Here is a 15,469-nt window from a genome sequence, read left to right as displayed (position 1 = left end):
TGACCTCAATGGCAACCGAATAACCCAGATTCCAGAGGCGATCGCTAAATTAACCAATCTGACGCAGCTTGACCTCAGTAGCAACCAAATAACCCAGATTCCAGAGGCGATCGCTAAATTAACCAATCTCAATCTGACGCAGCTTCACCTCAATGGCAACCGAATAACCCAGATTCCAGAGGTGATCGCTAAATTAACCAATCTGACGCAGCTTCACCTCCGTAACAACCAAATTACCCAGATTCCAGAAGCGATCGCTAAATTAACCAATCTGACGCAGCTTCACCTCGATGGCAACCGAATAACCCAGATTCCAGAGGCGATCGCTAAATTAACCAATCTGACGCAGCTTGACCTCAATGGCAACCGAATAACCCAGATTCCAGAGGTGATCGCTAAATTAACCAATCTGACGCAGCTTCACCTCAGTAGCAACAAAATAACCCAGATTCCAGAGGTGATCGCTAAATTAACCAATCTGACGCAGCTTCACCTCGATGGCAACCGAATAACCCAGATTCCAGAGGTGATCGCTAAATTAACCAATCTGACGCAGCTTCACCTCGATGGCAACCGAATAACCCAGATTCCAGAGGTGATCGCTAAATTAACCAATCTGACGCAGCTTCACCTCAATGGCAACCGAATAACCCAGATTCCAGAGGTGATCGAAAGTTTGCCAAAATTGGAAACTCTGGATTTACGGGGAAATCCGCTTCCTATTTCACCAGAGATTTTAGGATCTTTTGATCGTGTTGGTTCAGTTAAAAAGATTTTCAATTATTTGCAATTACTCCGTAGCGGTGAAGTCCGTCCACTCAACGAAGCCAAACTCTTGCTCATCGGACAAGGCAGCGTTGGTAAAACATCCCTTATCAAGCGACTAATCCGCAATAAATATGACAAAAATCAACCCCAAACCGATGGACTCAATGTAGAAACTTGGAACGTGCAGGTTAATAGCAAAGACATCCGCCTCAATGTTTGGGATTTTGGTGGACAGGAAATTTATCATGCTACCCATCAGTTTTTTCTGACTAAGCGCAGCCTCTATCTCCTAGTCTGTAATTGTCGCACCAGCGAAGAAGAAAACCGCATTGAATATTGGCTGAAACTAATCGAAAGCTTCGGCGGACAGTCCCCCGTGATTATCGTTGGCAACAAAAAAGACGAACAACCCCTTGACATCAACCGCAAGGCATTACGCGAAAAATATCCTAACATCCAAGCCATTATCGAAACCTCCTGCCAAGACAATATTGGCATTGATGAACTCCGCGCAGCAATTTTGCAGCAAATCGCCAACCTCAAAGAAGTCTACGACCTTTTACCCCTGACATGGTTTGAGGTTAAACAAAAACTCGAATCCATGACTGAAGACTTCATCAGCTACAACCGCTACATTGGCATCTGCCACCAAAAAGAAATTCCCGAAGAACAAAACCAAGAGCAACTAATCGACTTGCTACATCGACTCGGCTTAGTTCTTAATTTCCGCGATCATCCCATCCTCAAAGATACCAACGTCCTCAAACCCAACTGGGTTACAGAAGGCATTTACGCGCTCCTGAGCGATGAAAACCTCAAAACTAAAACCAAAGGCATTTTCACCCCCGCCGATCTCATCCGCATCCTTAATCCAGAGCGCTACCCCACCGAGCGTCATGGTTATCTAATCGAACTAATGAAGGAATTCGAGCTTGGCTTTGCACTAGAATGTTACCCACCACAATTTCTGATTGCGGGACTTCTGCCCAAAGACCAACCAAACGAAACAAAACTCCAAGGCAAAACCTTGGAATTTCAATACCATTACAAAGTTCTCCCCGAAAGCATCATTTCGCGCTTCATCGTCAACAGCCACGAAAAAATCCATAACCAAATCTATTGGCGCAGTGGCGTAATGCTGCAATATCAAGAAAACAACGAAATCTACAATATCGCTCGGATCAAAGCCGATCCCGAAGATAAAAAAATCTTCATTACCATTAGCAAACGCAAAGAAACCCGCCGCTTATTTCTCGGCATCCTCCGCGATGTTTTCCAAAAAATCCACAAAAGTCTCCCCAATCTCGAAATCACCGAATGGGTTCCCGTCCCCAACCATCCCAATCATCCGCCACTCGACTACCAAGAACTCCTCGGACTCGAATCAATGCGCGTTCTTGAATATCCAATTGGTAAACTCAAAATAAACATCAATATCCGTCAACTACTTGATGGGTATGAAGATATAAGAAATCGACAAAGACAACAAATAGACAAAGAAATTATTGAATCATTCCCCATTAAGGAACCAATTATGTCAGAAAGCACCAGAAACCAAATATTTGTTAGCTACAGTCATCAAGATGCAGAATGGTTAACAGAACTGCAAAAACAACTAAAACCCTATATTCGTGCAGAAGGTTTGATCGTTTGGGATGACACCAAAATCAAACCTGGCGCAAAATGGAAAGCCGAGATTGAAAAAGCATTAGCCACGGCTAAGGTTGCTATCCTGCTAGTCAGCCCTGACTTTATAGGCTCTGATTTCATCGACAGACATGAGCTACCCCCCTTACTCAACGCAGCCGAACAAGAGGGATTAACCATTTTTTGGATTCCAATTAGTGCAAGCTCATACAAAAAAACCGACATCGAAAAATACCAAGCTGCTCACCCTCCAAGTAAACCCCTCGACACTCTAAATAAGGCAGAACGTAACCAAGCTTGGGTGAAAATTTGCGAAGAAGTCGAAAAGGCAATAAAATAGAACCTATTTAAACATTGACAAAATTTAACTTAAATGTTATTGAAATAGGGAACAAATTAGGCATAGAACTAAAGCTTCCCTCTGTTAAATAGACTTTTATAATTCCAGAAGCGATCGCAAATTCGAGCAAGTGGTCAAAATGTCTACGTGCGAGAATTGGGATCTTGGCGTAGTAGACTGTCTATATATCGCATACACCCGCCCCCAGTTTGTCTACCAAACAAGCATTACAGGTCTAGAGAAGACCTTACACCAAGCAAGGTGCGATCGCTCCTCGATACCGCACTTGATCGCAAACCTAGAAGCAAGGTATTGGTAATGTTTGTGCTTTGTTGAAGCAGTAGAAGCGATCGCTTCCCTTACTTCTACCCTAGTTCTCCCCGATCGCACTTTAATCTTAAAGGTCTAGAAGACTTGAGGCTCTGAGTGCCATCAGCAAGAAGGAGAACAATGCAACTCAAACACAGCCATATCTTTCGCCAAGAAGCTCTGGAACGCTTATCTTCACCAGAACAACTGGATCAAGCGATAAATGTAGTCAAGCCTCAAGCTTGGTTGACTTTATCTACCATGAGTTTTTTGGTTGCTGTAGCTGGCCTTTGGAGTGTGTTCGGCAGAATTCCCCTGACCGTCACAGGTCAAGGTATCTTGATTAAACCGCACCATGTTGTGGAATTTCAAGCACCCAGTTCTGGCCCGTTACTAGCTCTCAAGGTCAAGCCGGGAGATATTATTAAACAAGGTGATGTGCTGGGTATTATCGACCAATCAGCGCTAAAGCAGCAACTACAGCAAGAGCAAGTAAAGTTGCAACAATTACAAACCCAAAATCAAGAGACTGACAGATTACAAAAGCTGCTAATTGACCAACAAATCATTACTCTTGGACAGCAGAGAATGGATTTGGAAAATAACCTGCGTCGAGAACAAGGTGCGCCAAAGTTACGCGATCAAACATTGAGAGCGATCGCTCAAAAACGTCAAAGCATTAACTCTCGCAAACAACAAATTAATTATTTACTTAAAACTCTCAAAGGACGAGTTGATAATCGTCGTCAGCTTTTTGAGCAGCATGTCATCAGCCAAGATATGTTGGTGCAAGCTGAACAAGAATATTTTAATACTCAAAGCGAACTGTCGAATATTGATGTGCAACTCAAGGATCTGGAAATCCAAGAAACCACCACACAACGAGAATATCTAGAAAATCTCAACAGAATTGACGAAATTAAAACCAAAATTAAAGATATTAATACTCAAAATACTAAATTACGCGAACAAGACTTAAAGCAATCAATTGACAAAACAAATAAAATTCGGGAAGTAAAGCGCCGTATAGCCCAATTAGAACTGCAACTATCTCAAGAAAGTCGAATAATTAGCAAATACAATGGTCATATTCTGGAAGTGAGTGTTGTTCCTGGTCAAATGATGAATCCGGGTACTCGCTTAGGGTCAATCGAGGCTGAAGAGGCAAATTCAAAACTTATGAGCCTTGTTTACTTTGCTAATAAAGATGGTAAGCAAATCAAACCAGGGATGGCTGTACAGGTGACTCCCAGTTTTGCCAAGCGTGAGCGCGAAGGTGGTATTGTCGGAACGATCGCAGATATTTCTTCATTTCCGGTAACTACACAAGATATTACAGCGATCGTTGGTAACAAAGAAATGGCTGCCAGTCTTGCGGGTAAAGGCGAAGGTCAAGTGCAAGCTTTTGTCCAACTCCAAGAAAATCCTACATCCGTCAGTGGCTACAAATGGTCATCTTCTGACGGCCCAGCTTTAAAAATATCCTCCGGCACAACTACCTCTGTTCAAGTAAAAGTTGGAGAAAAAGCACCGATTTCTTATATTATTCCTATGCTGCGATCTTGGACGGGGATTTATTAATTTGGGAATGGGGCATGGGGCATGGGGCATTGGGGTTAAAACTTGAATGTTCATCCTCAGAAGCTCAACGTTCACCCTCAGAAGCTCAACGTTCATCCTCAGAAGCTCAATGTCCACCCTCGGAAGCTCAACGTTCATCCTCGGAAGCTCAACGTTCAAGTCTTAATTCTCCAATGCCCAATGCTCAATGCCCAATCCCCCATTCCCATTCCCAATCCCAAAATTTAAACCAAATCGTGTCCGTACTTCTACACTTTTGCAAATGGAAGCGGTCGAATGTGGTGCGGCTGCTTTGGGAATAATTCTTAGCTATTACGGCCGGATTGTGCCACTGGCTAAACTGCGTGAAGAATGCGGTGTCTCGCGGGATGGGAGTAAAGCTTTTAATATCGTCAAAGCTGCCAAAAACTATGGACTCAATGCTAAAGGTTTAAAACTGTCTCTAGAAAAGGTGACAGCTACCCGTCTTCCCTACATTGCCTTTTGGAATTTTAACCATTTTCTCGTGGTAGAAGGATATAGCAAAAAACGCGTCTACCTCAATGATCCTGCCAATGGTCGGAGAACAGTGAGTTGGGAAGAGTTCGATCGCGCATACACTGGTGTTGTGCTGACAATGGAACCAGGAGCGGACTTCCAGAAGGGTGGCAAAAAAAATCACATTATTTCGGCTTTAACTACCCGTTTACAAAACTCACGAGTTACTATCTTATTTTGTCTGCTGGCTGGGTTGTTGTTAACATTACCTCGGTTAGCGGTGCCAGCCTTTGCTCAAGTGTTTATCGATGAGATTTTAGTCCAAGACCGGCAAGATTGGTTACGACCTTTATTGTTAGGGATGTTGTTAACTACTATATTGCGGGCATTCCTTGCTAGACTGCGGCTGACTTATCTGCGACGATTGATGGTTAAGTTGTCAGTCAGCACATCAGGACAGTTTCTCTGGCATATCCTGCGATTGCCTATTGGGTTTTATGACCAACGCTTTGCTGGGGAAATAAGTAGCCGGGTGCAACTAAATGACCGAGTGGCGGAAGCACTTTCAGGGCCTTTGGCAACCACATTAATTGATGCAGTAATGATGGTTTTTTACCTACTGATAATGATTCAGTATGACCAATTATTGAGTGCGATCGCAGTTGGTTTTGCTTTAATCAACATTCTCGCCCTTCTATTTTTATCGCAAACTCGTGTAGATACAAATATGCGCCTAGCTCAGGAATATGGCAAGGTGGGTGGAGTAACGATTAGCGGCATCCAAACGATAGAAACCATCAAAGCTTCTGGGCTAGAGTCAGATTTATTTGCTCGGTTTGCGGGTTATTACGCTAAAGCACTCAACGCCCAACAGGAATTAAGCTTAAAAACTCAAATTCTCACTACATTACCGACGATTTTGACAGCCCTGACCACAGCTTCTATTCTACTGGTTGGCGGCTTTCAGGTAATGAATGGCAATCTCAGTATTGGGATGCTGGTTGCCTACCAAAGTTTAACACTGAGCTTCTTAGAGCCAGTTAATAGCCTCGTTAATTTCGGCAGCACGCTGCAAGATTTAGAAGCTGACTTAAACCGCCTTGATGATGTGCTGCAAAATCCCGTTGATTTGGAAGTGGAGGGAGGCAAGGGAGCAGAGGAGCAGAGGAGCAGAGGGGAACTTATTACAAGTATTCCCCATGCCCAATGCCCAATGCCCAATGCCCAATACCCAATGTGGCAATTACAGGGACATATTGAGTTACGAAATATCACTTTTGGCTACAGTCGGGTGGAACCTGCCTTAATTGAGAATTTTAGCTTAACTGTTCAACCTGGGCAACGCATAGCGCTTGTGGGGGGAAGTGGTTCAGGGAAATCTACAATTGCTAAATTAATTTGCGGTCTTTATCAGCCTTGGGAAGGGGAAATCTGTTTTGATGGTGTAGAGCGATCGCAAATTAAGCGTTCTGTGTTGGCAAACTCATTGGCAATGGTTGAGCAGGATATCTTTTTATTTGCGGGGACTGTGCGAGATAATATCACTCTTTGGGATTCAACTGTGCCAGAAGCTGATTTGGTGCAAGCTTGTCAAGATGCAGCCATTCATGATGCGATCGCTTCTATGCCTGCTAAATATGACTTTGAATTGATTGAAGGCGGTATGAATATCAGTGGTGGGCAACGCCAACGTCTAGAAATCGCCCGCGCTTTGGTGAGAAATCCCACAATATTAGTACTGGATGAAGCAACCAGCGCCCTCGATGTAGAAACCGAATTGATGATTAACCGTAACTTGCGACAGCGTGGTTGCTCATGTATTGTAGTAGCCCACCGCCTGAGTACAATTCGTGATTGCCATAAAATTATTGTTCTAGACCAAGGTAAAATTGTCCAAAGTGGTACCCATGAGGAATTATGGCAGCAAGGTGGGACTTATGTTCGCCTACTCCACGCAGCAGAGGCATAGTTGAGCAATGAGTAGCCCGCAGGTAAATCCTTCTTCTAAACTGTACTCTTTTCAGGCAAACGAACCAGTATTGTTAAATGACTCAGAAATATTCTGGATAGTGCGGTCTGGAACATTAGCTCTATTTGCGACTGGAGTTAAAAACAGTTTACTAAGGGAGCAGCGCCGCTATCTGTTTCATGTCAACGCTGGAGAAGCATTATTTAGTACAGCTTTGTTACCGGAAGAAAGCAAATGGAGTTTTGTAGCGATCGCAATTGAACCTACCCAATTATGCCAGATGTCAATGGTTGATTTGGTTCAGGGAATTGCAGAGGCTGACTCTCAAGCCATAAAACTTTTAGAAGGCTGGGTAAATCATTTAAGTCAGTCTCTTAGTTCTCAGCAAACAGTTTTGACAACGCCATTAAACATTGTGCAGACATCGGGAGAGGATTTTTCATTATCGACTGGTGAGGCACTACATCTGTGGGAACAAACACTTGTGTGGGTGAAGTTGCAGCAAGGTAATGTTAGCTGGATGGGAGTTGAGGAACTAACGTTGAATCCCGCCTCGCCAGCTTTTCCCATCACGAGTGCGATGTGGCTGGAGGCAGAAAATGCAGTTATTGGACAAGTATTAACAACCGCAGATTTCCCAAGTAACGACGAAATACCCAGTAGCTTGGTATGTTTACATACTTATTTTTTTCACTACTTGAGTTTGCTAGCAAACAAACAAGCAGAAGCAGAATTTCGGCAGTTTCAACAAAGAGAGCAACTTAATCAGCAAGTAATTGAGGGCGCACTCTCTGAATTAGCAACAGTATTGCAACCACAGCAAGAAGCTGTATCTCAAGAGGGGCCGCCTCTGTTGGTAGCAATGGGAGCAATTGGACGGACATTGGGAATTGAGATTCGTCCAGCAGCAGATAATTTTAGTTCAATTAAAGACCCTGTGGCAGCGATCGCCCAATCATCGCAAATTCGTATCCGGCGTGTGACTTTGGCAAGCGCCTGGTGGCGGCAAGATCAAGGGCCGATGCTAGCTTATACGCAATTAGAAAAGCGCCCAGTAGCTTTGTTACTCACAGATAAGCGGGATTATGTGATCTTTGACCCAGTTGCGCGAACTCGCATCCCTGTAAATGAGGCAGTAGCAAAAACACTGACAACATCTGCCTACGTTCTGTATCGACCATTGCCCCAAGTTGCACTCAAAGCCATCGATTTACTTCGGTTTGGGGTGAAAGGTTATGAAAAAGACATCGCAAGTATTTTAGTAGTGGGGCTACTGGGGACGATATTGGGAATGGTTGCACCACAAGCAACAGCAATTTTAATCAATAATGCCATTCCAGATAGCGATCGCGCTTTACTATGGCAGATAGGATTGGTAATGTTTGCAGTTGCCTTTGGGCAGCTAGCTTTTCAAATTGCCCAAAGTATTATTACCCTCCGAGTTGAAAGCGCCACTGATAGCGTATTGCAACCAGCTATTTGGGATCGCCTGCTGAGATTAAGTCCGAGGTTTTTTCGTCAGTATACTGCCGGAGACTTAGTTAACCGTGTCATGGCGGTGAGGGGAATTCATCAAAAACTGAGCGGTGCTACCCAAAAAACGTTGTTGAGTGGGGTTTTTGCCTTACTCAATTTAGTGTTGATGTTTATTTATAGCTGGCAATTAGCGCTGGTGGGAGTGGGTTTAGCAATCTTTGCTGCTGCGGTTACGACAGTTGCAAGTTTCCGCTTGGTGAAGAAATCTCGCAAACAGCAAGAACTCAATGGCGCGATTCAGGGACTCACTGTCCAACTAATCAATGGTGTTGCCAAACTGCGGGTAGCAATGGCAGAAGAACGGGCATTTGCTGCTTGGGCAAAAAAGTATAGCCAGCAAATCCGGCTAAAGGCGAATTGGCAACAGATTAAAGATGGTATGTCTGTATTCAATGAAGCACTACCCTTAGTCAGTTCTATATTGCTTTTCGGATTAGCGATGCTGTTGATGCAGCCACGCCTCACACTTGGTATATTTGTTGCTTTTAACTATGCCTTGACAATTTTCATCAAAGGGATAATTGACCTGAGCAATACTGTATCTGAGATTTGGGGGATTGTACCAATATGGGAAAGGGCAAAACCGATTTGGCGATCGCAACCTGAAGATGGCTCAACCAAAGTTAACCCTGGTCAATTAAGTGGTCGTATTGCCCTAGAAAATGTGAGTTTTCGCTACTCGGAAAATGGCAACTTAATTCTCAATAATGTCAGTTTCCATGCTGAACCAGGAGAGTTTGTGGCGATTATTGGCCCTTCTGGAAGTGGTAAATCAACGATATTCCGGTTGTTGCTGGGATTTGAGACTCCATTAACAGGCAGTGTCTACTATGATGGCAAAGACTTAGCAGATTTGGAACTTCAGGCTGTACGCAGACAGTTGGGAGTAGTATTGCAAAATGGCAAATTTGGGACTGGCTCAGTTTTTGATAATATCACCGCCGGAGCTTTGGTTTCTCTAGAAGAAGCTTGGGAAGCCGCACAGATGGCAGGCTTGGCTGATGATATCAAGCAAATGCCGATGGGAATGCATACTATCATTGCTGAGGGTGGTACTAATCTTTCTGGGGGGCAACGGCAAAGATTATTGATTGCGCGATCGCTAGTTGCAAAGCCCAAAATTATTTTAATGGATGAAGCAACCAGCGCTCTGGATAATCGCACCCAGGCAATTGTGACTGAAAGTTTAGCCAAATTAAATGCTACCAGAGTGGTGATTGCCCATCGCCTCAGCACAATTCGTCATGCAGACCGCATTTATGTTCTGGATGGAGGTAATGTAGTGCAGATGGGTAATTTCTCAGAATTAATTGCAGAAGAAGGGTTATTTGCTCGACTTGTAGTCCGGCAGTCATAACACCTTTTATTCTTATAACCATTTTCAATTCGGTGAGGTACAAGTATGCAAATAGACCTAACCCCATAACCCCCTTCCCGAAGGCGGGAAAGGGAAAAAATTCAAAGTCTCTCTCCTTCTCTCTGTGTTCTCTGCGCCTCTGTGATTAGTTAAAAAAATTGACTTTCACAAAGATTTTTCAGCAAAAGTGATCGCATTTTATTTAATTCACTCCAAATTAAAAACTAAATTGATTAACATAAAACTCATATTTGATTTTTGAAAAAATTCCGTATAGCTCAAAGAGGCTTCTTGACTATTGCCTATCTAATGCCGAATTGGAATTTTAATCACAAACTCTGTTCCTTGTCCTGGTTTTGAGTAACACTCCAGTTTACCACCATGTTTTTCGGTAATAATTTGATAACTAATAGACATTCCCATACCTGTTCCCTTACCCACAGGCTTGGTGGTAAAAAATGGATTAAAAACCTGCTTTTCAACTCCTTCTGGCATCCCTAAACCATTGTCGGCAATCGCAATTTTGATCCAATAAGAATCTATTAACGTGCTATGTATGGTAATTTTGGGTAGAGAAACTTCATTGTATGTTTTTTGTTCTAAGGCATCAATAGCATTTGCAAAAATATTCATAAACACCTGATTCAGTTGTCCGGCATAGCATTCTACTAAAGGTAAGCTACCGTAATTTTTGATGACATTAATTTCGGGAAATTCTGGTTTTTCTTTAAGGCGATGTTGCAAAATCATTAAGGTACTGTCTATGCCTTGGTGAATATCTACAGCTTTAAACTCGGCTTCATCCATGCGCGAGAAAGTACGTAGTGAGAGGACAATCTGACGGATGCGTTGAGTTCCCACTTTCATTGAATTCAAGATTTTTGGTAAATCTTTCTGAATGTATTCCAGATCAATTTCTTGGCATAAAGTCAGCAGTGGATTGAGTCGCTCTGCTAACGTGTAGCTTGCTTCGCCAGAGTAGCAATTGCTGTTCTTAAATTCAGGTGGGTTAATGATTTGATATGAGTTAATTAACCGTAATAAATCTTGGGTATGTTCTTCAAGATGGCTGAGATTACCGTGGATAAAATTGACAGGGTTATTGATTTCATGGGCAACTCCGGCCACAAGTTGACCCAGACTAGACATTTTTTCAGCCTGAATCATTTGTGCTTGGGTACGTTGGAGTTCTTGAAGAGTTTGGGCTAAATCTTCTGCGTGTTGTCTAAGCTGGGCTTCGATTTGTTGGCGATCGCGGATATCACGGACAATGGTTGAGAAAAATTCTATTTCGCCTTGTTCATTTTTGTGGGCAATTATCACTTGGGAAACTGGAAACTCTTCACCATTGCGACAGCGAAATATAGATTCTCCAGACCAAATCCCTTCTCGAACTACGGTAGGTATTATTTCATTCTGAAATTTTTCTAATATTGATAGTCCTGTAACCTCGCTAATATGAAATTTGTTGGTTTCTGAGGCTGGAATTTGTAAAATCTTCTGCCCTGCTTTGTTTAGGTAGCAACTATTTCCATCTGCATCAGCCATACCGACGATATCAGTTGTGGCTTCTAAAATAGTTAGCAGTCTTCTTTGCTCTTGTTCTGCTTGTTTACGTTCGCTAATATCTCGCACTACCGAAAGTGCATGAGGTTTGCCATTGTAGTTAAAGAGTTTGCCTGTAACTTCTATATCAAAATAAGTGCCATCTTTGCGAATATCTACAGCCTGAGTGTGAAATTCATCTCCCTTTTTGATTGTGTTGATGAATTTACCAAATTGCTGAAAAGAATCGGGATGAATAAAATCTGTAGGACTTAAGTGGAAAAATTCTGCTTGAGAATAGCCGTGCATTTGACAAAAAGCGGGATTAGCAGCGACAATCTTACCAGTATCTAAATCAACAACACTAATGCCATCATTCACAGTTTCAAAAATGCTGCGATACTGATTTTCTTGTTGAATTAAGGTTGCCTCAGCCGCTTTGCGTAGACGAAGCTCGTTGTAGACATTACTAATATCCCTAGCTACACAAACAACAGTATCCTCACTCATTGGCGCAATACTCGCCTCAAACCAAACTTCTTGATCGCCAATGGGCAAGCTATATTCGATTTTGAAAGTTTTCTTGGTTTTTAGTGCCTGTTGAATGCAGTTGAGGAAAGAGTCTGCAAAAGCAGAAGGTAAAACCTCGTGTATGGTTTTACCTATTAGTTCCGCAGGTGGTTGGTATAGTAAAGGCGCACCGCTAGGAGCAATTTTGAGGTAGCGTCCTTGGGCATTAAGGATGAGAATCACATCTGGTATGGCGTTAAACAATGCTAGTAATTCTGCTTGAGAAGCCTTGAAAGTTAGTTCTGCTTGACAATTACTTTCTAATAGTTGTTTTGATTCTCTAAGTTTCTGTTCTAATTGGGCGATTTCTGCACTGAATTCTGTGGTGGATTTTGCCAGTTGTTGCTGTAACTGAGCGTTTTGCTGACGAAGAAAAAGTATTTCTTGCTCGAATTCTGTGTTATGCATGACTTGTTTCTCCTGCTGACTGTTGAACTGAAATTAATATCTCAAATTCCGTACCTTGCCCTGGAGATGAGTCGCATTGGATCGAACCAGTATATTTTTCCACTATAATTTTTCGAGCGATCGCTAAAAACTCTTGTAAATACCCGACATATCGCCTCCGCTCAAAACCAAAATCATCTTTGAGGGAAAAGTCAGTTTCTCGATACTCTCGATAAACTAGGGTTCTCGAACCATTGGAAATTTCTTCGGTTACGTGGTATCCAGGAATACTAACCATGCTACTAAATCTTGAAGGCTTTCATATTTAGTCTTCCCAAATGGCTAACGCCAGTTTTATCTAAGTTAGTAATCATTATTTGGGCAGGGGGCAGAAACTCTTTCTGCTGCGTGAGTTCTGCATTTTCTACCTGACTTATTTGCAAACTGCTGTATCTGTACAATCATCGCTATCATTTAGCAAAATGACTTGCATTAATATTTTGATAGCACTTCTATGGAGTTAACTAAACTAGCAAAGGCAGAATTACACCATCACGCTTAGGAGAGAATTATGGCATTAAGAATGATGGTCGGAGGTAAATGGATAACCGATGAGAATAAGCAGAATCAAAGCGGTGAGTTCCATGAGATGCCAACAACCTTTCGCGATCGCGTTACCGCCGATGGTTCTAGTGGGTTTAAGGCAGAAACCGGACGCTATCACCTCTACGTTTCCTTAGCGTGTCCGTGGGCGCATCGCACCTTAATTATGCGAGAACTCAAAGGGTTAAATGATGCCATCTCAGTCTCTATGGCTGATCTGATTCTAAGCGACTTGGGCTGGAGCTTTTCTGCACCGATAGAAACCATACCTGACTCCGTGAGTCATACTCAATATTTGTCAGAGATTTATCTGAAAGCCGCTCCCAAATACACAGGACGAGTCACTGTTCCAGTGTTGTGGGATCGACAAACTCAAACTATCGTCAACAATGAATCTCGTGAAATCATACGGATGTTTGACGTAGAGTTTGGGGAATTGGCTACACAGAAAGTAGACTTATACCCACGCGACTTACAACAAAAGATTGATGAAACGATCGATGCAATTTATATGCCAATCAATGCTGGTGTATATCGCTCTGGTTTTGCGACTTCACAAGCAGCCTACGAAAATGCGGTAACTGAACTCTTTGAGAGTTTAGACCATTGGGAAAACGTTCTGAGCAAGCAGCGCTATTTATGTGGCGTTCAACTCACCGAAGCCGATATCTGTATGTTTGCAACGCTGTATCGCTTTGACTCAGTGTATCACGGTCATTTTAAATGCAACTTGCGGCGAATTCTCGACTATCCGAACCTCTGGAATTATCTAAAGGATCTATATCAGCGTCAGCCATTCAAAGCAACATGTAATCTGGACTATACTAAACGCGGCTATTACATGAGTATGACCGAGATTAATCCAAATCGAATTGTACCCAAGGGGCCAATCATCGATTTTCACGAACTGCACGATCGCGATCGCTTCGGTAAGCCGTAAATGGCCCAGAGAAAAGTTTTAAGCGATCGCAGCCAACCAAAATCTTACTAACGCTACTTAGTTAGAAAAGTTTTTAATTCCTTGCCTGACTCAATTCTCCAATTTTTTCTACATAATCCTCCAAAAGATCCCCTAGCTGTGGCAATCTGGGAAACAGAGATTTATCAAATCTGATATTTTTAGCTACTGCAAATTTACCCGATCAGGTTATGCAAACTCTGCCCATAGTAGATACTTCAAATACTGCATCAAGTCAACCTATCTTTGATACAACTATCAAGCGGCGAAAAACCCGTCCCGTAAAGGTAGGAAATGTCACCATTGGCGGTGGCTACCCCGTTGTAGTGCAGTCAATGATTAACGAAGACACCCTTGATATTGATGGTTCCGTAGCTGGTATTCGTCGTCTGCACGAAATTGGCTGCGAAATTGTCCGTGTTACAGTGCCGAGTATGGCTCATGCTAAAGCTTTAGCAGAAATTAAACAAAAATTAATAAAAACTTACCAAGACGTGCCCATTGTGGCTGATGTCCATCATAATGGGCTAAAAATCGCCCTGGAAGTCTCCAAGCACATAGAAAAAGTGCGGATTAATCCGGGGTTGTATGTCTTTGAAAAGCCCAACGTCAATCGAACCGAGTATACTCAATCCGAATTTGACGAAATTGGCGATAAAATCCGCGAAACTTTAGAACCTCTAGTAGTTTCTTTGCGAGATCAAGGTAAATCAATGCGAATTGGGGTAAATCACGGTTCCCTCGCCGAGAGGATGCTATTTACCTACGGTGACACCCCAGAAGGAATGGTGGAATCTGCCATAGAATTCATTCGCATTTGTGAATCCTTGGATTTCCGCAACTTGGTAATTTCCATGAAAGCTTCACGAGTACCTGTGATGCTAGCCGCCTATCGCCTGATCGCCAAGCGCATGGATGAATTGGGTATGGATTATCCGCTACATTTAGGCGTTACCGAAGCTGGTGATGGCGAATATGGGCGAATTAAATCTACGGCTGGTATTGCTACCTTACTTGCTGATGGCATTGGCGATACAATTCGCGTTTCACTAACAGAAGCACCAGAAAAAGAGATTCCCGTCTGTTACAGCATTCTCCAAGCTTTGGGATTGCGAAAAACGATGGTGGAATACGTCGCTTGTCCTTCTTGTGGGCGTACTTTGTTTAATCTAGAAGAAGTGTTACACAAAGTCCGGGAAGCCACTAAACACCTAACTGGGTTAGACATAGCAGTTATGGGTTGCATTGTCAACGGTCCCGGCGAAATGGCAGATGCCGACTATGGTTATGTTGGCAAAACACCTGGTTACATTTCCTTATATCGTGGTCGAGAAGAAATTAAAAAAGTCCCGGAAGACAAAGGTGTTGAGGAATTAATTAACCTCATTAAGGCAGATGAACGCTGGGTAGAACCTTAAGGGG

General features: G+C 42.9%; 10 protein-coding genes. 8 read left to right on the top strand and 2 right to left on the bottom strand.

Annotated elements, in window-relative coordinates; all coding sequences use genetic code 11:
- From GNF10_RS28055 to GNF10_RS28030, 6 genes are all read left to right on the top strand, one after another.
- A partial coding sequence (locus tag GNF10_RS28055; RefSeq protein WP_185607288.1) for a COR domain-containing protein occupies positions 1-2,755 on the top strand: 2,755 nt, incomplete at its 5' end.
- A gap of 139 nt (positions 2,756-2,894) precedes the next feature.
- Positions 2,895-3,074: a hypothetical protein gene (locus GNF10_RS28050; protein WP_185584436.1), complete on the top strand. Its 180-nt coding sequence runs from the start codon at positions 2,895-2,897 to the stop codon at positions 3,072-3,074.
- A 131-nt stretch (positions 3,075-3,205) separates the two neighbouring features.
- Complete coding sequence (locus GNF10_RS28045) at positions 3,206-4,645, top strand: NHLP bacteriocin system secretion protein (protein ID WP_185584438.1); 1,440 nt, start codon at positions 3,206-3,208, stop codon at positions 4,643-4,645.
- A 42-nt stretch (positions 4,646-4,687) separates the two neighbouring features.
- Positions 4,688-4,873: a hypothetical protein gene (locus GNF10_RS28040; RefSeq protein WP_185581677.1), complete on the top strand. Its 186-nt coding sequence runs from the start codon at positions 4,688-4,690 to the stop codon at positions 4,871-4,873.
- A complete protein-coding gene (locus tag GNF10_RS28035) occupies positions 4,833-7,091 on the top strand; it encodes an NHLP family bacteriocin export ABC transporter peptidase/permease/ATPase subunit (RefSeq protein WP_185581676.1) in 2,259 nt (752 codons plus the stop codon). Before GNF10_RS28040 ends, GNF10_RS28035 begins: the two co-directional genes overlap by 41 nt.
- Before the next feature lie 7 nt (positions 7,092-7,098).
- On the top strand, positions 7,099-9,984 hold the full coding sequence (locus tag GNF10_RS28030; protein WP_185607287.1) for an NHLP bacteriocin export ABC transporter permease/ATPase subunit: 2,886 nt from the start codon (positions 7,099-7,101) through the stop codon (positions 9,982-9,984).
- A gap of 306 nt (positions 9,985-10,290) precedes the next feature.
- Here GNF10_RS28030 and GNF10_RS28025 read toward each other — a convergent pair whose 3' ends face one another.
- Both GNF10_RS28025 and GNF10_RS28020 read right to left on the bottom strand, forming a co-directional pair.
- Positions 10,291-12,507: a PAS domain S-box protein gene (locus GNF10_RS28025; protein WP_185581674.1), complete on the bottom strand. Its 2,217-nt coding sequence runs from the start codon at positions 12,505-12,507 to the stop codon at positions 10,291-10,293.
- Complete coding sequence (locus GNF10_RS28020) at positions 12,500-12,784, bottom strand: HAMP domain-containing histidine kinase (RefSeq protein ID WP_185581673.1); 285 nt, start codon at positions 12,782-12,784, stop codon at positions 12,500-12,502. The genes GNF10_RS28025 and GNF10_RS28020 overlap by 8 nt, the downstream gene beginning before the upstream one ends.
- 273 nt (positions 12,785-13,057) lie before the next feature.
- On the opposite strand from GNF10_RS28020, the gene GNF10_RS28015 reads away from it, so the two are divergent.
- On the top strand, positions 13,058-14,029 hold the full coding sequence (locus GNF10_RS28015) for a glutathione S-transferase family protein (RefSeq protein ID WP_185581672.1): 972 nt from the start codon (positions 13,058-13,060) through the stop codon (positions 14,027-14,029).
- 209 nt (positions 14,030-14,238) lie between these two features.
- Positions 14,239-15,465 (top strand): (E)-4-hydroxy-3-methylbut-2-enyl-diphosphate synthase, encoded by a 1,227-nt coding sequence (gene ispG / locus GNF10_RS28010; protein WP_185581671.1) that lies wholly within the window; start codon positions 14,239-14,241, stop codon positions 15,463-15,465.
- The last annotated feature ends 4 nt before the right edge of the window (positions 15,466-15,469 follow it).

Origin of the sequence: Nostoc sp. UCD121 (genome assembly GCF_014222285.1) — a bacterium.
Lineage (GTDB): Bacteria > Cyanobacteriota > Cyanobacteriia > Cyanobacteriales > Nostocaceae > Nostoc.
This window is presented reverse-complemented; position numbering and strand designations above follow the sequence as displayed.